General features: G+C 41.8%; 15 protein-coding genes and 2 pseudogenes. 4 read left to right on the top strand and 13 right to left on the bottom strand.

Annotated features, from left to right (window positions below):
• Positions 1-31 precede the first annotated feature (31 nt).
• The 13 genes and pseudogenes from PQ461_RS02190 to PQ461_RS02130 all read right to left on the bottom strand — a co-directional run bounded on the left by PQ461_RS02190 (position 32) and on the right by PQ461_RS02130 (position 15,441).
• Positions 32-1,105 carry a serine hydrolase domain-containing protein gene (locus PQ461_RS02190; RefSeq protein WP_274207995.1) on the bottom strand — a complete coding sequence of 358 codons (1,074 nt, stop codon included), beginning with the start codon at positions 1,103-1,105 and terminating at the stop codon, positions 32-34.
• A 372-nt stretch (positions 1,106-1,477) separates the two neighbouring features.
• Positions 1,478-2,077 carry a DUF6624 domain-containing protein gene (locus PQ461_RS02185; protein ID WP_274207994.1) on the bottom strand — a complete coding sequence of 200 codons (600 nt, stop codon included), beginning with the start codon at positions 2,075-2,077 and terminating at the stop codon, positions 1,478-1,480.
• A 96-nt stretch (positions 2,078-2,173) separates the two neighbouring features.
• Positions 2,174-2,614, bottom strand: coding sequence for a RidA family protein (locus PQ461_RS02180; protein ID WP_274207993.1), 441 nt, complete (start codon positions 2,612-2,614; stop codon positions 2,174-2,176).
• Between the two features lie 105 nt (positions 2,615-2,719).
• Positions 2,720-3,286: a DUF6624 domain-containing protein gene (locus tag PQ461_RS02175; protein ID WP_274207992.1), complete on the bottom strand. Its 567-nt coding sequence runs from the start codon at positions 3,284-3,286 to the stop codon at positions 2,720-2,722.
• A gap of 603 nt (positions 3,287-3,889) precedes the next feature.
• Positions 3,890-5,020, bottom strand: a complete 1,131-nt coding sequence (locus tag PQ461_RS02170) for a TlpA disulfide reductase family protein (RefSeq protein WP_274207991.1) — start codon at positions 5,018-5,020, stop codon at positions 3,890-3,892.
• Positions 5,021-5,308: 288 nt separating this feature from the next.
• Positions 5,309-6,262: pseudogene (locus PQ461_RS02165) on the bottom strand (cysteine desulfurase family protein).
• A gap of 460 nt (positions 6,263-6,722) precedes the next feature.
• On the bottom strand, positions 6,723-6,962 hold the full coding sequence (locus tag PQ461_RS02160; protein WP_274207990.1) for a DinB family protein: 240 nt from the start codon (positions 6,960-6,962) through the stop codon (positions 6,723-6,725).
• Between the two features lie 334 nt (positions 6,963-7,296).
• Positions 7,297-8,196, bottom strand: coding sequence for a 3-hydroxyacyl-CoA dehydrogenase (locus PQ461_RS02155; RefSeq protein ID WP_274207989.1), 900 nt, complete (start codon positions 8,194-8,196; stop codon positions 7,297-7,299).
• A gap of 90 nt (positions 8,197-8,286) precedes the next feature.
• Positions 8,287-11,340: an efflux RND transporter permease subunit gene (locus tag PQ461_RS02150; RefSeq protein ID WP_274207988.1), complete on the bottom strand. Its 3,054-nt coding sequence runs from the start codon at positions 11,338-11,340 to the stop codon at positions 8,287-8,289.
• A gap of 4 nt (positions 11,341-11,344) precedes the next feature.
• On the bottom strand, positions 11,345-12,397 hold the full coding sequence (locus PQ461_RS02145; RefSeq protein ID WP_274207987.1) for an efflux RND transporter periplasmic adaptor subunit: 1,053 nt from the start codon (positions 12,395-12,397) through the stop codon (positions 11,345-11,347).
• A 96-nt stretch (positions 12,398-12,493) separates the two neighbouring features.
• Positions 12,494-13,855, bottom strand: a complete 1,362-nt coding sequence (locus PQ461_RS02140) for a TolC family protein (RefSeq protein ID WP_274207986.1) — start codon at positions 13,853-13,855, stop codon at positions 12,494-12,496.
• Positions 13,856-13,909: 54 nt separating this feature from the next.
• The gene (locus PQ461_RS02135) at positions 13,910-14,518 is read right to left on the bottom strand and encodes a TetR/AcrR family transcriptional regulator (RefSeq protein WP_274207985.1); all 609 of its coding nucleotides are present in this window, start codon (positions 14,516-14,518) and stop codon (positions 13,910-13,912) included.
• A gap of 71 nt (positions 14,519-14,589) precedes the next feature.
• Positions 14,590-15,441: an SDR family NAD(P)-dependent oxidoreductase gene (locus tag PQ461_RS02130; protein WP_274207984.1), complete on the bottom strand. Its 852-nt coding sequence runs from the start codon at positions 15,439-15,441 to the stop codon at positions 14,590-14,592.
• A gap of 304 nt (positions 15,442-15,745) precedes the next feature.
• On the opposite strand from PQ461_RS02130, the gene PQ461_RS02125 reads away from it, so the two are divergent.
• The 4 genes and pseudogenes from PQ461_RS02125 (at position 15,746) to PQ461_RS02115 (ending at position 18,768) form a co-directional block, all read left to right on the top strand.
• On the top strand, positions 15,746-16,648 hold the full coding sequence (locus PQ461_RS02125) for an AraC family transcriptional regulator (protein WP_274207983.1): 903 nt from the start codon (positions 15,746-15,748) through the stop codon (positions 16,646-16,648).
• A gap of 797 nt (positions 16,649-17,445) precedes the next feature.
• A pseudogene (locus PQ461_RS21200) lies at positions 17,446-17,727 on the top strand (discoidin domain-containing protein); the annotation flags it as partial.
• Between the two features lie 217 nt (positions 17,728-17,944).
• The gene (locus PQ461_RS02120) at positions 17,945-18,073 is read left to right on the top strand and encodes a hypothetical protein (protein ID WP_274207982.1); all 129 of its coding nucleotides are present in this window, start codon (positions 17,945-17,947) and stop codon (positions 18,071-18,073) included.
• A gap of 353 nt (positions 18,074-18,426) precedes the next feature.
• Entirely contained in the window at positions 18,427-18,768 is a 342-nt protein-coding gene (locus tag PQ461_RS02115; protein WP_274207981.1) for a hypothetical protein, read from the top strand.
• Positions 18,769-18,988 lie beyond the last annotated feature (220 nt).

Genomic DNA, 18,988 nt, shown 5'->3' with positions numbered 1-18,988 from the left:
TCTTTTGTTTATTAACAATTCAGTAAAAGCTTTATTTGGCCATACCTTTTAAAATAAGTCCGTATTGATAAAGCAAATTGTAGAGGTCAAAAAATTTATCTTCCTCCGTTTCGCTGAGCGAAGTATTGGAGAAGAAGATCACCGCAACTTCTTTATTCAGATCTGACAACATAAAAGTTCGCACTCCGGGATCTGATCCGTTGTGACCTATTCGTTTACCGCCCATTTTGGTTGCCCAAAATATTCCGGAGTTAAGTTTCCCGGGATCGACATTTTCAGGCTTGTTAGTTTGATCAAACTGGAACTTTAGCATTTCCTGCGCCGACTGTTTATTCAAAATCTTCCGGTTGCCATAAGTTCCGTCATTCAGCAAACAGATAAAAAACTTCGCCAGATCGTCCACCGACGTACGTACGCCTCCATCAGGATAAGTCGTGCAGCCATATAAAGGGATATTTTCAATTATGCTGCCCTTCTTATCATAGAGTTTTGCATGGTTGGCCAAATCAGTTTCAGACAGAAACCAACTGCTGTGCTGCATGCTCAAAGGTTTAAAAATATATTTCCTGCTGTATTCGTTTAATTTCTCACCTGTTTTGAGCTCTACAATATAACCGGCAAGGGCTGCTCCGATATTGGAGTAATCCCGGTAAGTACCTGGTTTATGGTCAAGAAAATTTTCTTTAGCATAATATCTGCCACCGGGTACGAAATAATTTTTTAGAAAATCACCCAAGGGTTCCGGCGAATCTTTACCGGGAAAATAAAGGCTGTCTGTGTAAAAAGGATAACGGTCTGCCAAGCCAGACGTGTGTGTGGCTAATTGTCTAAGGGTGACCATATCATTGGGGTGATACGGATTAACCAATTTAAAAGGCAGGTACCGGTTAATATCCTCGTCAAGATTTAACTTACCCTGTTCTACGGCTTTCATCAGGCATGCGCCCGTAATTGTTTTACTGACCGATGCGATATTCATAACCGTCGATGTAGTGAATGGTCGCTTATTTTCCCTGTCTGCAAAACCGTAGGCATTTTCCCACGCCAGCTTTTTGTTAACGATGATGGCAGCACTTATACCCACCATATCGTTTTTTTTCATCATTTGGGTAATAGCGCTATCTATGTCCAGTTTATTACTAATACTCCCGGAGCTTTGGGCTTTTGCTGGTAAAACCCCAACCAGTAAAAGAAAACATATAGTGATCGTCAATCTTGCGTTCATTCGATAATATTAATTAATATATTGTGAATATCTGATTATAGAAATAAAGCAAGTGATAACGGGGTGGCAAATTGAAAGAATTTCGTCATTTTTTTGATTTTACGCATGTGACGCATTATGAGGTGAGCTGGTTACATTATCAAAACGGTTTACTGCGCAGTGAGGACGATTGCCGATGTTTTTGATTTTATCAGGGGTACCTATTGTCGAAACTTATCTTTGGTAACCACGTTTTCGACAAGTGTTGATTTTTTATCTTATCCAACCCACCTTTTTTTTCCATTCCTCAACGTCTCGTTTTCGCTTTTCCAGGTCTTTTGGCGGCAATTGGTTTTCTTCCTTAGTGCGCTTTCTGATCATTGCGATCTGGTCTTCCAGTGTATTAAGCCCGATAGCCTTTCTTCTTTGATTCACCCTGGTTAAATCATCAAAGGGATTGGGAGTTAATTCACCGTTTTCATCCCAGTCAAATTGAGTGCCATACAGTTGAGGCTGTTCCTCAAATACAGCTATCCGATCAGAGAGGTAAGCTAAGTTTATTGGGGCTGCTTTGTTTTCATCGACAGCTTTTTGCAGCAGTTCCCTGCATTTTCTCATAAAGGCAGGCTGTCCAATGGCATGTTGTATCACCAGCCAGGCAGCTTCGCTTGCTTCCTTACCTACTTTGTCCTCCGTCGGGTAACCGATCTGGTCTATAAGGTCATTCAATATTTTCGCATTGCAATTATGCAATTCTTCCATCGCGGAGTCATAGCCATCAGAAAGCTTGCCCTTCCTGATGAGCTTATTCCTAAGGTTTAAATCCGTATCTTTCAGATCCGTGATGATATGGGCAATATGCTCAGCATTCATGATGGTATGGTTTAGTGCCTGGATACATACACAATAATTTACTCATCAACATTTTTAAGTTGTGCGACTATTTCTACTTCTAATTTGGAATCAGGCTCAATACAAGCGGCTCACCTGCAACCAGGTCGCCGCCGGAAAGTCGCCTTTGTAAAAAGCCTTTCTTGCATTGTTGTATTTTTTCATGGTCTCGATGTCGGTCGTGTACAGCGTTTCTTTTACTACATCTTTTGGGGTTGCTCCGAAGGCCTGAAGGCTCGTCTCCAATGATTGATAAACTCCAGCTACACCTTTAAGACTTAAGTCGGCAGTCGGTATCCCGGAAATATAAAGGGTATTACCCGTTTTGACAACCTGGGCGTACCCTACACTTTCATTTTGCTTTTGCCCATTTTTCCAGTGCCACTTTTCTTTAGTGGTAACTTTTGTTTTATGATGCAGTCGCTCCGGTTGATCTTTTGAATGGGTACTGTTTTTACAACCAGTATTAGCGAATATCAATAAAGTAAAACTCGTTAGAAGGGTAATCAATTTAGTCATAGAAAAGCGTTATGATGATATAATTACAAAAGCTGATTGTAGTTAACAAAACGAACCCAAAATCATTGGATGTCTGTAGTATCCAATTGATTTATAGTCACCAAATTAAGGCTTTCTTATCATTGTTCTTTGCGCCTCTTCAACTGTTAGTGTTTTATCCCAATAGACCTCTGAACGATATGATTTTTTTACGGCTTGAAGGTATTCATCCATTGGTTGCAGTCCCATTGTCTTACGCCGTTCATCTAAACCGGCCGGCTCATCCACTGGCCATACCTTAATTATTGTTCCGATGGTGAGCGTCTGTGTTCCGTATAGTTGTTTTTGCCCGTTTCTAAGTAAAATTCTATCCTGCAAGGTCGCCAGGTCACTTTTGGGCACAATGCCCAATTCAGCCTGCTGTTTGACCAGTGGAAGGTATTTGTTGGCATAATCAATTTCGCCATGATCGATCACCAGGAAAATGGTATGATTATTTGCTGCGGAAAGGCCGTTCGGCCAGCCGCAACTATCCAGCAGCCCGGCAACAAACTGCTGATTTTCTTTGTCCGTCTTTTTCATCTGCAAGGCCAATGCCTTGGTTTTTTCCGGGTTATTTTCGGCGTAAATTTTAATGAATTCTTTTCGGCTGTTCTGGTCAATATCGCGGATGGCTTTTAGTTTGATGTTCAATTGGGCGGAATCGGCGCAGGAGATCGTTTGTGCAACAGCTGAGCCCGTTCCTAAGATGGTAAGTAGTAAGAGTGATAAGACTTATTCATGATAATTGTTTTTTTCAGTAAGATCGAACAGAATGCCATCCTAACATAAATCCGATTCAGATCGTTCATGGCATTCGGCGTATAAGCATGATCATTTGCAATATTTGGGTAGTTAGGTACACGGTCAATTATTGGCTCAAATACCAACCTCGCTATGTTATTTAACTTTTACGATTTTACTTTCCGTTATAATGCTTGATTTAACCATTACACTGTAGTTGATTCTGGCAAACCCTTTTTTTACCGGATCTTTTACAATTGGCTTTAGCCCGTTCTCCCATTGATTACAATGTGTACGTATAGGCGGAACCGCAAATTCCCATCGGCCATTTTTAAAAGTATACACGTTATAATAAGATCTCCGTTTACTGGGTAAATGCTCCCTATGATTTTATTGTTAATTATACTTCTTCCTGCAGGCTATGTTATTCGCTATACTCTACAGCAAAGACACCAAAAAAAAACCTGATAAGTACTTTACTTATCAGGGCATCATATTAGGAGACGTGTTAGTTTAACGGATCAGTTGCATCAACACCTTATCCAATTCTTCTCCCCGCAGGTTTACTGCGATGATTATTCCATTTTTATCCAGTAAAAAGTTCTGAGGAAGACCTGTGATGCCATAGGCTTTCGCTGCTTCGTTGCTAAAGAATTTGAGGTCGCTAACCTGCGTCCATTCCAAATGGTCTGCCTGTATAGCATTCAGCCAGTCTTTCTTGTGTCCGGGACGGTCCAATGATACACTTAATACAGTAAAATTCCGATCTTTATACTTATGATAGGCATTTAGAAGGTTCGGGTTTTCGGCCCGGCAAGGCCCGCACCAGCTTGCCCAAAAATCGAGCAGCACATATTTGCCTTTAAAATCAGATAAACTAACGGGCTTATCATTGACATCGTTCTGCGTGAAATTCGGCGCTTGTTTCCCGACTAATACGCCTTTTCGGGCATCTATCAGGCTTTTAAATTCTTTACCCTTCGGGCTTGACCTTAACCGCACGGAAAGCGAATTGAATACTGGATCATTTTTTTCTACGTCAATAACGGCTCCCGCAGCCTCTCTCAAGGCATCAAGGCTCATGTAAGAGTCAGGGTTTCCCTTGATAAAATCATACAATGCGACCTTTTTTACTTTTAAGGCAGCCTCATTACGATCCTGAAAACCTTTGATCACCGCCGGATCTTTAAGTTTATCATCCGGTGTATTATTGTATTCATAAGCAATCAATTCAAGCGGTTTCCGGCTTGGTGCCATAAAAGTAACGTATCTTTGATATTCTGCGTTAATGGCAGATCCCGGAAAATTCGCATTTTTAACAGAATCTTTTGAAATAACGTTGATCACGCCTTGATCCAGGTACATCATCTTCATGTCTGTGATATTATTGATTTTAGACAGATCAAAACCTTTGTGATCGATGATCAGCTGGGCTTCGGTGGACTCTGTAATGGTCCCACTAAACTCAAAATTACCGTTCTTAAGCGTTGTCGAGTCTGTAATCGTTTTCCCAGCATTACTGTAAATTAAGAAGGCTTTTGCAGGGGCGTTATCAAGGCCTACTTTCCCTTTCAATGTGAAAATCATTTGAGCATGCAAGGCAAGTGGCACTAAGATCAGTGCCGTTAGAACAATCTTTTTCATATCAATTATTTTGTTTAATACTGTATTAATTTTCCCCTGGCGCATGGCGCAGGAGATAAAACCGGTAGGTTCAACATTATTAAAAAACGACTTTACCGGCTACTTCGTCCTTATTGAAAATTGCTGCGGCGACTTCCACCGCCTTAATGATCTCTGCTTCATTATTATACCTGCTGAGCGAAAAGCGTATAGTCGCACAAGCTCCGCTTCTTTTTAGCGCTTTGATTACATGCGATCCGGCACCATTCCCACTGCTGCAAGCGCTACCACCTGAGACGCAGACGCCCTTTAAATCAAACAGGGTAACCAACATATCATTATCGTTACTGGGAAACACGCGCTCAAAACGGTATACAAGGATTTGTCCGGATTATTAAACGAGATGCCAGCAATTGATGCTTCTAACTGTTTCCGCAGATAAAGATTTAAATTTGTTATATAAGTCCGGTCATCTTCCAGTCTTGCTGTCGCCAGTTCAAGAGCCTTGGCAAAACCAACAATTCCGTATACGTTTTCAGTACCGGCGCGTACTTTACGTTCTTGCCCGCCGCCGAAAATTAAAGGCTGCACTGTAATTTCTTCACTGACATACAGTAGTCCTGTTCCTTTCGGGCCATGAAATTTATGTCCCGCTGCTGAGGCGAAATTTACGCCGCTTGCCAATAGATCAGTCGGATAATGGCCGATAGCCTAAACAAAATCGGAATGAAACAAGGCATTGTACTTGCGACATATACCGGCGACCAGTTCCACTTGCAGCAAACTACCTATTTCGTTATTGGCATACATCAAAGTAACCAGGCACTTTACACCTTCGGAAACCTTCTCGGTCAATTGAGCCTCCAAATCAACGTAGTCAATTTCCCCTGTCGCGGTAAGCTTAACGAAAGAATGAGTTGTTCTTTCAATTTTACTGTAATGTTCAACCGTGTGCAAAACCGAATGATGTTCAATTGCCGAAGTGATAATATGTTTGCAACCTAACTCATTTACAGATGCTGCAATAGCTGTATTATTACTTTCGGTTCCCCCGCTGGTAAAATACAGGGTGGTTGGCTTTACACCCAAAATTTTTCCGACGCTTCTGCGGGCCGCCTCAATCGCCGAGCGAGACTTCAGTCCCAACGAATAAGCAGACGATGGATTACCGTAATGCTGCTGCAGGTAGGGTAATATGGTATCCAGAACTTCGGGGTCGAGTGCTGTTGTTGCCGCATTATCCAGGTAGATTATTTGGTTCATAAAATTGATCTATTAAGAGGCATCACATCGATAATTTATTATAATGATCGCCCAGTTCATTTGATAAATATTTAGCAAACATCAACATCTTTGATAAAATGAACAAGGCTTATCCATAAGTCCGTATTTTTTATTGATTTATGTAATTAAATTGATTGAAATTACGATATCAGGTCCTTAAAGTATCAATCCCCAATAATTTTACAGATAGTATGTCAATTATGGAGATTTTAATAATTTTAACGATCAAATTTTCTAAACCGATCATTTCCCACAATTTCTACAGTTGCACAATCTTCCGGTAGTGTATGTTCTCGTGAAAGATCAGGAATTGCAAATATTCATTGCTGACTGGAATTATACCGGATTGACTTACTAAACCAATTTCATCTTCCGGCCTGCCTAATCCCATAACGGTTTTATAAATTTGAGCCGTTTGCGATAATGATTCTCTAATCAATCAAATCTCGGCTTCGTTCACTATTTTATTAGGTTTCGAGCCTTTTTCAAAGTGGGAATTTGTGAATTCATACACGGGGTACAGTTGTGGTGTATTTTGATAAAGCAAGCTTTCGCTTACCACCAGAAGATGGCCCATATTCCAGATGATGTTGTTATTAAAGCCCGGGGGTATAAAATTGTACTGATTCTCTGTAAGTTCCTTCGTCCATCCCAGCAACTGCCTTCTTCCTTCTGCCAATTTGTTGAGGTATTATATCATACAAGTTTATATTAATTATATAAGTTCTCGACAGCCGATAACTATTCCTTAATCGCCGGAAAATCAAACAGGAATTTCCAGACCTATTAATGAGGGGCATCCGTCTTATAGGGATTATTTCTATACTTCGCGGATAGACGGCGCCCCTCATTGCTGTATAATCCGGTACTGTCAATGGATCAACCTCAATGAATAATAATAAATTTAAAATGTGCTACCTAAATATTAATCACATGAATAGTGAACCTAATACCGCATCATTTACTATTTCCTCCATCTCAATTTGTGTCCTCTGTCGTATTACCGGTATTAACTATTTTAGGAAATCAGCATCCTGATAAGCCGGGTTCGGGTACTTATAAAATCCCTCTCCAGAAGATATCCCCAACTTATTTTTATCAATAAAGTTCTCTTTCATGAAATCCTGTCGTTGTTTCCAAACCTCGTCACCGGTTGATTCTGCATATGACTTAATTACATTATACGCTGTATTCATTCCCACCAGATCCGACATTGCCATCGGTCCCAATGTAGCCCCTAAAGTTTTCATCCAGGTTTTATCAATAGATGCCGCATCTGCAATTCCATTGCGGAACAAATCCAGGCCTGCCATTAACCAGGGCACTAATAGCGAATTCATCACGTAACCTGGCTGTTCTTTGTAGATTGGTATGGCTAGCATACCGATAGATTTTGCAAACTGAACTACTTGATCAAAAATTTCCTGATCTGTGCCAGCGTGACCCATAATTTCCGCAACATTGTTCTTCCATAAATAATTGGCAAAGTGCAGGGCCAAAAATTGACCCGGTCTGCCTGTTTCAACGGCGAATTGGCTTGGTAAAAGTGTAGATGAGTTCGTACAAAAAATAGTTTTTGCAGGAGCAACCGCACCTAATCTCGTATAAAACTCTTTCTTTATCTGAATATTCTCAGGGATCGCCTCTATGGTGAGGTCAGCATCCTTTACCGATTCGGCCAAATCTGTCGTGAAATATATTCTTGTTAAAGCATCATCCAAATCGGCAGGGGGCGCATTCAAATCTTGTTGATAAAATTCTTTGAACTGTGCGAACTTCAATTTTGCCTGCTCCAGCAATTCATCTTTGATATCGAATAAGGTAACTTGATAACCTCGATAGGCAGTTTGAAAAGCGATCTGTGCACCCAGTACACCAGATCCAAAAACGGTAACATTTTTAATTTTCATCATAAAGTATTAAATGGTGTTAAATAATTAAGGTCTTAAAGCATATTTCTTTATTAAGAATGCGTTTTTTCCATGAGGTACTATTTTTGGTTGCTATAAGTCATTTTCAAGCGTTGGCGGAATCAGTTTATACATTACCGGTGTTACGATCCTGGATAGGATTGTGGAACTGATTAAGCCGCCGATCAACACGATAGCCAAGGGCGCTATAAGCGGGTTGGGATTCAGCGCGATAGGAAGTAAACCACATATTGCGGTTATGGAAGTTAATACAACCGGCAGAAAGCGCGTTTCACCGGCCATATGGATCGCCTCATCTATGCTATGCCCTTCTAAACGTAGCTGGTTGGTGAAATCTACCAGCAACAACGAATTTTTGACCTGTATACCCGATAATCCGATAAAACCAATGATTGATACCAGCGACATCGGGTTGCCGGTGAAGAGCAGAAATACGACGCCGCCAAGTATCCCCAATGGGATGATCGATAACACGATAATAATTCCTTTGAACGTTTTAAACTGCAATAACAAGACCCCGATAAAAAGAAAGGTGCTCAATATAATTACTGAAAGGAAGTTACCGCCCAGCGTATCGCCTTCTGACTCGGCCTCACCGGAAAGCTTGTAATAATAGCCCTGCGGCATTTTTATTTTATTTAATTGCGGAACAACGTCTTTCAAAATGTCATTGGCCAGTACATGCTCCTTCGTAAGCGACGTGACCTTGGCAAACCGGGCTTTATTGAAATGGTTGATCGCCGTAGGCGAAGTTTCAAAGGAGATCGTAGCGATCTGGTCTACCAGCACCGGCGTGCCTTGCACATTATTGACATAAAGTTTTTTCAGCGCATTTAAATTAGAGAACTTATCCCTGGGCATGGTGATCACTACGTTGCGCGAATCGCCCCGGTCATCGATATAATCTCCCACAGTTAACCCTGCGATTGCCAAACGGATAACTTTATCCACATCGCCCGTCAGGACGCCCAGCGTCCGGGCCTTTTCTTTGTCGATCTTTATTTTGACATCCGATTTATAGATATTGAGTTCGTTATTGACGAAGAATGTGCCCGGATGTTTCCGAAGTATCTCTTCCACCTTAAATGAGAGCGACCGCAAGGTATCCTGGTTTTCTCCAAATACGCGGACAACAATATTCGCTTCAATGGGCGGCCCCTGTTCAAAATCCTTGATTTCTATCCTGGCGTAGGGAAAATCGTTGAACTTTTTTCTCAATCGTTTGATGAGGTCTGTTTTTTCCTTTGGACTTGTCTCTTCGCTCAGCTGAACAAATACCTGTGCAAAGTCTGGCTTTACGTCTTGTTGATGCACATTGTAATAGATCTGTGGGTTACCCTTACCTACGTTGGCGGTGTAATACAGTACCTCTTTGTGCTTCTTTAATTCCCCCTCTACAAGTTTGGTTGCCCGGTCACTTTCGGGAATATTCGCCTGCAAGGGCATTTTGATATTGATCAGGAACATTGGCTTTTCCGACGTTGGGAAAAGCTTAAAGCCGGTTTGCGTAAACAGGAAAAAGGCAAGCCCGCTTAGCGCTAATGATATGCCAATAGTGGTTTTGGGCCATTTTAGCGCAAGCGGCATAATGCGGCTGTAAGAACTGGTCAAAAACCTTTGCAGGTGTTTCAAAAAGAAGTTCCCTTCGCCATGTGTATGTGTTTTTAAGATCCGGCTGCCCAGGAAAGGGACAAGTGTCAGAGCAACGATCATGGATGCCAAAACACTGGTCATCACGGCTACGGGCAGGCTGCGGATAAATTCGCCGGCCACATCGGGTAAAAAGGCCAGGGGCAGGAATGCGATAACCAGCGTGGCGGTACAGCCGACAACAGCAGCACCGATCTGTTTAGTTCCTTTGAATATGGCATCTGTTCGTGAATGACCTTCCCTCAGCCAGCGTTCAATGTTCTCCACCACCACAATACTGTCATCTACCAGCAATCCCAGAGCCACTACAAGCCCTACAATACTCAGCTGATTTAACGAATAACCCAATAAGTTCATGGCAATGAGACCCAGCGCCAGAGAAAGCGGGATGGAAATCATTACAATGAGCGACGCCCTGAAACCTAACGGCAGCAAAGTAACCACCACCAGAACAATAGCCAGCCCAAAGTCAAAACCCAAATGACCCAGACGTTCGGATACCATATTGGCCTGGTCAAAGTTTTTAACCAGGTGAATATTCTCCGGCAGCGTTTTGGCATATGCTTCGATTACGGGTAAATATTCTTTCTGAACGCTCGTAATATTTACATTATCTTTCATTGCCGCTGTAACCAGCACGCAACGGTGTCCGTTTATCCGGCTGATGTGGTTCACCGTACCGTCTTTATAACTTACCGTGGCCACATCTTTCAGGTAGATGATCTTGCCATTCGCATTGTAAATAACCGTATTCGCCACGTCGTCGGTGTTTTTGAATTTGCCGCTGGTCTTCACGTTAAATACTTTGCTGTCCAGGTTAATGCTGCCGCCGGGAATATCCGCCGCCTCGCTCTGCAAACTCCCCATCACCACATTAAGCGGTATCTTCAGTTGCGCCAGCTTATCCAGTTGCATGTCGATGCGGATCTCCTGCTCAGGCATGCCAAAGTATTTCACCTCCTTCAGGTTGGTGATTTTTTCCAGTTGTGTTTTAAGGATGTCTGCCTCGTCCCGAAGTGTTTTACCGGAGGCGTTGTCAGACACCAGGGCAACCTGTAGTACCTTTACATCTGCCGAGGAAACCTTCTCTGTTTTGATCAGGTAGATATCCTTGGGAAGTTCGCTGTTCTTCAAGGCATTGATCTCGGTGGATATTTCCTGGTATTTGTTATCCACATCCACGCCGTATTTAAACTTAGGCTGAATAACCGCTACCCCGTCCTCTACAGTGGTCAGTATCTTTTCAATATTTTCCAGGCCGTAAATTTTGTTTTCTATGGGTTTTACTACCTGCTCTTCCATATCCTTGGGACTGGTGCCGGGGTAAATCACGGTAATGATATATTGCGGCGGATGCGTGGTAGGGTCTTCCGAACGGGGCATAGTAAACAGCGTCAACAGGCCTACAACGGCCACCAAAAGGAATATGATCAGCGTGAACTGGTAATTCTTAACGGCAAAGTTTGTAATTTTCATGGCCTTACTTAATAATTTTAATAATAGACTGTTCGTTGAGATAGGCGCTGTTGGAAACCACGATCTGGTCGATACCTTCCAGTTTATCCTTCAGGTACACATTTTCGTTATCAAACTTCAAGATGGTAACCGGTATTCTTTTTACCCTGTTTGTGCCGATAGTGGTAAATACGAAACCTTTATTGCCGTCTGCTTCTACCAGCGACGCGTATGGAATGACCATCACGCTTTCATCCTGATGGGTGGCTATCTCCGCTTTCCCAAACATGCCGACCGCTGGTTTTACCCCGTTTAATTGTAATTTAAGCTCGATCTGGAAGGAACCCAGTTCGCGGTCTGCCGCCTGCGACTTGCGGAACACGGTGGCATCAAAGATTTGACCGGCATAACCGTCGAGCGTTACTTTAGCAGTTTGTCCGGCTTTGATGATGGCCCATTCACGGTCCGTTACACCGACTTTTAATGAATAACTGTTCCGCTGTTCGGTAGAGTTGGTCAGCAGTACCGGCATTCCTCCGGCAATTACTTCACCTTCGTTTGCTATTTTCTTGCTTACAAACCCATCAGATGATGCGTATATTTTAGAATAGCGCTCATTAAAGGCGGTTGCTTCCCTGGCTTTTTGGGCGACATCCAAAGCGGTTTTGGTATTCTGCAATTGTTCCAGTGTGTAAACGCTGTCTTTATAAAGGTTCAGTGCGCGGTTATAGTCGCGTTGTGCTTTTTCCACACCCAAGCTGGATTGCGCAAGTCCCGCCGAAATTTCAGTAGAATTGAGTGTCGCCAGCAATTGTCCCTGTTTAAAGAACTGGCCTTCCTGTACCAGAATCCGGTTGATCACACCGCCTATTTTGAAGGCGTATTTGGCTTCATCCTCAGTACTGACCAGACCTGTGGCGGTGATCTGGTCAGGCACGCCTAAGGTAGACACCCTGGCGATTTTAACCGGTATGATATCCGGTTCTCCTATTGGATTTTCTTCCTCGTGTTTTGCTTTGCAGGAAACCATTAAGGTTAACGCTGCTATGGTAATAATGAATAATTGTAAGTTTTTCATCGTTTTAATTTATTTTTTAATGGCGATGAAGCTATCATGGGCTTATTGATGTTTTTTTTGAACGGTAGCTCATGATGGTTTCATGATGAGTTATATTTATTGAATGGTGAAACTGGCGTTAGCGCGTTCGATGGCCGTATTGGCTATCCAGGTGTCGTAAAGGGCAATATTGGCTTGCAATTGTGCATCGATCCACTGGTTCTGGGCATCCAGTAACTCAATGTAAATGGCCGTACCCTGTTTGTATAACTTGAGCATGTCACTGTAATAGGTACGGCTGGTCTTCAGTTGGGATTTCGCTGCTTCGTATTGCGCCATGGCGCTTTGCATACCGGCCTGGCGTACCTTCAATTCTGTAAGCAGCTGCTGTTGTACATAATCCGTTTGCGACGCCAGCGCCTGCTGGTCTGCAATGGTTTGTTTGATCCGGTTACTGTGCCTGCCAAAGGAAAAGAGGTTCCATTCCAGGGAAACACCCAGAAAATAATAGCGGCTTTGGCTGTTAACCTTCCAGTCGAAGGCCTGCGAACCCAAGTCCAAGGAGGTACCCACTTTAGGGATCAGGTAAGACCTGGCAAGCCCGGTGAGGTTGCTGTTGATCTCTTTCGCGATACCCAGTTTGGACAACTCCTCACGGCCGCTGATATTACTGCTTAGTAGCTGATCTTGCGCGGGCAACACAGTAATGCTGTCTAACTGTATACTGTCCGTTAAAGGACGGTTGAGCAAAAAATTAAAGTAGTAGCGGGCCGATTCGGCATTTTTTTTCGCAGTAGTAAGCGAAGCGTTGATCCTGGACACCTCGTTCTGGCTCCTCAATACCACAGTACGGTTTACCTTGTTATTGTCGTACAGTTTGGTATTGATGCGCTGCCCTTCTTCAACCAGTCGCAGCGATGACGCATAGATATTCGTTGCGCTGGTCGCTTTCAAATAGGTATAATAAGCCGTTTTGATCTCTTTAACCAATTCACGTTTGTAAAGCAGCACCTCGGTCTTTTGCAGGTCTACCTGCTGCTGTTTGATCCGCTTATTATAGATCAATTCTGCGTTCAGAATGGGGAGGGTGGTACGCAGCTTAGCATCGTAAAAATTATCCGGGTTGATCAGGATGTGCTGGTTTTGCAGCTGCGGAAAAGCATTGCTTCCCGTCAGTTTGTTCAAGGTAGCATAGGCACTGTTAAGCAGATCCCCGGCAGGGAAATCTATTGTACGCCCGCCATCGGCTTTGGTGTAAGTGGTCGAAAAAGTAACATCCGGCAGGAACATGCTTTTTGCTTCTTTTAACGCGTATACATTTTTTTCGAGAACAAAGTTTTGCTGCCTGATGCTCTCATTGGAGGCAAGGCCCTGCCGGACGTACTCATCCAGCCTGCCCTGGGCTTTCACATTGGGTGCAGCCGTTAAGGTTGCCGATATTACCAAAAGTTGATATAATATTTGATTGCTAAATTTCATTTTTAATCATTGTTTTAATTTTAAACGGTGTTCAATTCAAAAGCAAAAAAAACGCTAGCTTTTTTCGAGCAGGGCTACGAAAGACTCATACCCGTTCGCCATGAGTTCTTCATCGGTCTTGCCGACGAAGCTGGTGTTACGGTGCTTGCAAAAAAGTGCACAGATGCCATGTACTACCGAAATGATCAGGAATGTAAAATACTCTGTGTCCATATCCGCGAACCTACCTTTCTGCTGACATTCCTGTACCATTCCTTTCATATAACTGATCGCTTCTTCAGCGATCTGAAATCCTTCGGACAAAGCGTCTTTGACAGGTTCGTCAACAATGAACATCAGGTTATAGTAATCCTTGTTTTCCTGCGCGAATTGAATAAAAATGCGCCCGGAGGCCTTTAAGCGTTCAAATGGATCAGCTACCTTGTCCAATACTTTTAATTGGGTGAGCAACAGCCGGAAGCCTTCTTTATGCAATTCGTGAAAAATCTCACTCTTATCTTTGTAGTAGAAATAAAGTGAGCCCTGGCTATAACTGATCTCGGCAGCAATATTACGCATACTGGTTTTTTCATAACCCTTTTCTAAAAATATCTTACGCGCACCGTTAAGGATGCGTTTGTGCATTTCCTGTTTCTCTTTTAGTTTTCTTTCTGCTATGCCCATTTTCAGATCATTATAATGTACAAATATAAGATCGCCATTCGTGCGGCGAAACTTAGGATTGGAGTTTATAGCTAATCAGCCATTCCCGGACTGATCCCACCCATAATACTCACCGCAGCGTTTCTGTTCAACAGCTTGAAACCGAACAGCATAAACCGGTTCTTCCATCCCTGTATTACCCTTCCTTTCTGCCTTTTTTGCAACGCGCCGGTAAGTTCCCGGGCGACATCTTCTACCGAGGATACCACAAATTTAGGGAAATCACTGGTCTTTGCGCCTGCGTGTGCATGAAAATCTGAGTTAGCCGCGCCTGGATTAAAGCCCGTCACGTAAACCCCTTTGTGCTTGAACTCATACCATAATGATTCGGAGAAATTGGCGACGAAACTCTTGGTGGCTGCGTACACAGAACCGCCCGGCAGCGAAGAATGGGCCAGCAGCGAGCCGATATTGACCAGCGCATCTCCCGATGTAGCATTTTGTAGAAAGCTATAAGAGAGGGTTACCAATGCCTGCATATTCAGCTGCATAGTGGCCAGTTGGTCTTCCAGCGCGATCTCCGTGAATTTTCCGTAGGTGCCTGTACCTGCATTATTAATAAGCACGTCGTACTTTTCAGCACTTAGATGTGCCGCCAGCTTTTGCAAATCCTCTTTGTCGTTCAGATCAGCGACCAGGATGGTATGGCCGTTGCCACTTAAACTGTTTAACGCCTTTTCAAGGCGGTCCCTGTTACGGGCTACCAGTGTAACCTGGTAATTCTGTTGAGCCAGCTGCCGGGCTGTTTCGAGCCCGATGCCTCCGCTGGCGCCTGTGATCAATACTTTTTTCATGATGGCCTGGATTAATTTAAATCGCGACAAATTTATTGAACGGTGTTCAGCAAAACAAAAATCTGCAAAGCTTTTTATTAAAACTGACATTTTGAAGATAAAGTCAGATTTAGACCATACCGAAAATCATCTTAACTCAATGATGAAAAAATTTAAAAATATGACGACCGGCTCGATCAGGTTGACTGAAATAACTTCGGCTTGTGCATAAGCACATAGTAAGCTGATTGTCAGCATTGAGAGTAAAATCGTTGCGGCTCCGGCAATAAGGAATATATTAGACAGGCTCTTCAATTGTAATTTACCAAATATTTCTAATATATTAACCATATTATTATTGTTTTTTAATATTTAGTTAACGAATTATAAATTGGTCGTTACCAAATATAATGAGATGAAAGTTTTACAGTTTACAATTCCGGTCCCGCACGATAAGAGCGTGATAACAGAGCATGTTTATTTGCCATTTCATTATCCATACCTTCACCGCCATAAAGAAATACAACTCACTTGGATTAAGCGTGGAGAAGGTACGCTAATAGCCGGAACGAGTATGCACGATTATATACCTGGAGATTTGTTTCTTATTGGAGCTAATCTTCCACATGTATTTAAAAGCAATCCCGAATATTTTACATCAAATTCAGAAAAAATGGTCGAGGCGCTTACAATATTTTTTGATCCAGAAGGAACTCTATCTTCCTTATTCAACTTGCCCGAGTTAAAACCTTGTCTTATGTTTTTGCAACAACATTATCAGGGACTTAAAGTGCCAAGCTCCTTAATTAGTAAGATTTCACAGTTAATGACAAATCTTCAAAAAGCATCAAGACAAGATCAACTAGTATATTTTATTCAAATACTTAAAACTTTCAGCAATATAAAATGCAAAATGCAGCCACTTTCCACCTTTGGTAAACTACCAAACATAACGGACAATGATGGTATAAAGATTGGGAAAATATACAATTATATTATTCAAAACTATGGCGAACCCATTGCTTTGGATGAAGTAGCTGAAATAGCGCACATGACTCCTGAATCATTTTGTCGGTATTTCAAAAAACATACTGGTCAAACATTCACAGCGTTTCTAAATGACGTTCGCATTAACGAAGCCTGTAAAAAATTAATCTCACACAAATTTGAAAGCATAAACATAGTGGCCTATAAGTGTGGTTTTAAAAGTGTTACCAACTTTAATCGTGTATTTAGGAGCATAACAGGAAATTCGCCACGCACCTATCTGGACTGTTATAACAATAATATCATCAGCATCAAACTGGCAGTCAGCTAATCGAGTGTATAAATTTACTTAAATATAGCCGGTTTGTTAAATGTCTGCTATAACAGGTTAATTTGTAAATAAAATTCTTAGTGAACATCGCTAATTTTATCCTTTTTAAACTATGGCAAATTATCGGTAAGTGCCGTCAATACTTCTATTTATATTGGTAACTCATATTAGTTATTCGCAACAGAATTAACTAAAACTATATTGGCCTACTGATAAGGATATATTGAAAAACTATACAGATGCAGATGCCCTTGATTCCATTACAAGAAAGATTCCGGTAACTCTAAGCCTTAATCCACATTGGACTACAAAAGGAGATCAATTTTGGTACCAGAAAAAAACCGATCATAATAACACATCTTATTTTGGGTCGAACCCGAAAAAGGCGTCAAACAGATAATATTTGAAACAGCCAAATAAGTAATGAGTTGGCTCGGTTAACAGCAAAAATATAACCGGAGGTAATCTAGTAATTAGTGATATGTTTTTAAGTGCTGATAGCAACTTTAAAAACAACTGGCAATTGAGGGATGGAAACCCACGGTATTTTAATTATGAAAAAGTTGATCGTGGGCACAATAACTCTCATTCCAACGGGGGTTAGCATCGGCAGGTCTATGCAGATAAGATGACTTTTGACGCAGATGGAAACATTCAAAAATTAATTCCAACCATATTGGTGTTGGAGTATTGTGCAAACTATCTGTTAATGTACCAGATGAGACTTATCTTAAAAAACAACTGCATCTTCCTGTTATAATGATTTTTATAAACCATCTTTCGCAAATAATAACAATAACGGCACCCTTTGTAAACCTGCAGATGATGGCAGCAATGCTGCCTGGATCAGCATTGATCTTGGCTCGATAAAATCGGTAAAACAGGTATTAACTCAATTTGAATCCCCCACCTCGTATTATCAATATCTAATAGAATCATATATTGATGGTTTAACGTGGAAAACCTATTCCGACCGCCGTAATAATTTTCAGCATGACTCTCCTACGTTAGGTCATGGGAATGCAAAAGCGAGGTTTCTCAGGTTAACAACTACAGGTACACTGTTGATGGTTTACTAGTTTCACTTTCTTTAAATAAACTCCGCCTTTTTAAACGACCTGATTTAGGTCGCAACTTTAAAGGTGCCGTTGACAAGTTTACAGTTTTTGCACAATGTTTATCTACTGCATATGTAAGCGCTTTAGATAAGGATTGGAGAGAAAGGCTACCTGTGCCTGTAGAAGAAAGCCTGTGTTTAAATATTATCCGATTGCGATTACCGCTAGTATTATTGAAATGAGCGCGGCAGACCATGGTTCTGCACAGGTAAACGTGCAATATAATTTTATTAACGAGGAAGACAGTAGGAAAAGCAGTGGCTGGCAGGATGCTGCATATTATAATACGATTACTCTTTTAAAATAAAGATAATTATGGTAACGTAAGTTCAAAAGCACAACCGTCAAGATTAAGCACTTCCTTATATTCTTTCGAGCTTATCGAAGATGATTTTTTGCGTAAAAGAGATTTTGTAGAAGAGGGGGTACATGATACCATCAGGAGCGGCATAAATGCAGATCATGCGCAGCAGCCGTTCCGTATAAACAGCGGCGACAATATTCTGTTGCTTGAATCAAAGGGGGCTAACTCGATGTCAACCAGCCCTACGATCCATTTTTATATCGCAATATATTTGGCGATTTCGTTGCAGAGGTGGAAGTGACAGATATAGGAGATTTAAAGAGCGTAAAATAGTTGGGAACAGCAATATGGGTTTTATGTTACGTATATCGAAGCAAGCAGGTGAAGATGGGGTCGAAAATCTTATTCAAAACAGTATATTTCCTGCCTGGAAGTGCGGAAACATGATTACCAATTTATTAAATGCCAACCGCTCGCAAAACGATACTCTAGTTGAATGGCAATATAACCGCTTTCTACAGATACAGAAATCGGGTAATATATTTTACGTTCGCACCAGCAATGACGGTATCAATTTGGCTGACCTACCCGGAAGCCCGCTGACAAGGCCTGACATGAACAACCGTAATTTACAAATTGGCCTTTATCACAGCACGTACGGGCCAAATGATTCATGTGTTAAATTTTCAAATTTATAACCCGCACCAATCGCGACTGAGCCGGTCAGGTTACATTTAGGTTTTTTTTAAGTCTATCACTTTTCGCATTTAGTAATCAACGCTGATCTTATTCGTAATTCTTTTTGATCTTGGTTTAATCATAATACCGCATTGCGTTATAAGGATTAATTAATATATCAGATTGCCAAAGATAAAATAGAGCAACAACTGGTTAATTCAAGTACTCAGATGACCTTTT

It is taken from the genome of Mucilaginibacter sp. KACC 22063 (genome assembly GCF_028736115.1).
Lineage (GTDB): Bacteria > Bacteroidota > Bacteroidia > Sphingobacteriales > Sphingobacteriaceae > Mucilaginibacter.
This window is presented reverse-complemented; position numbering and strand designations above follow the sequence as displayed.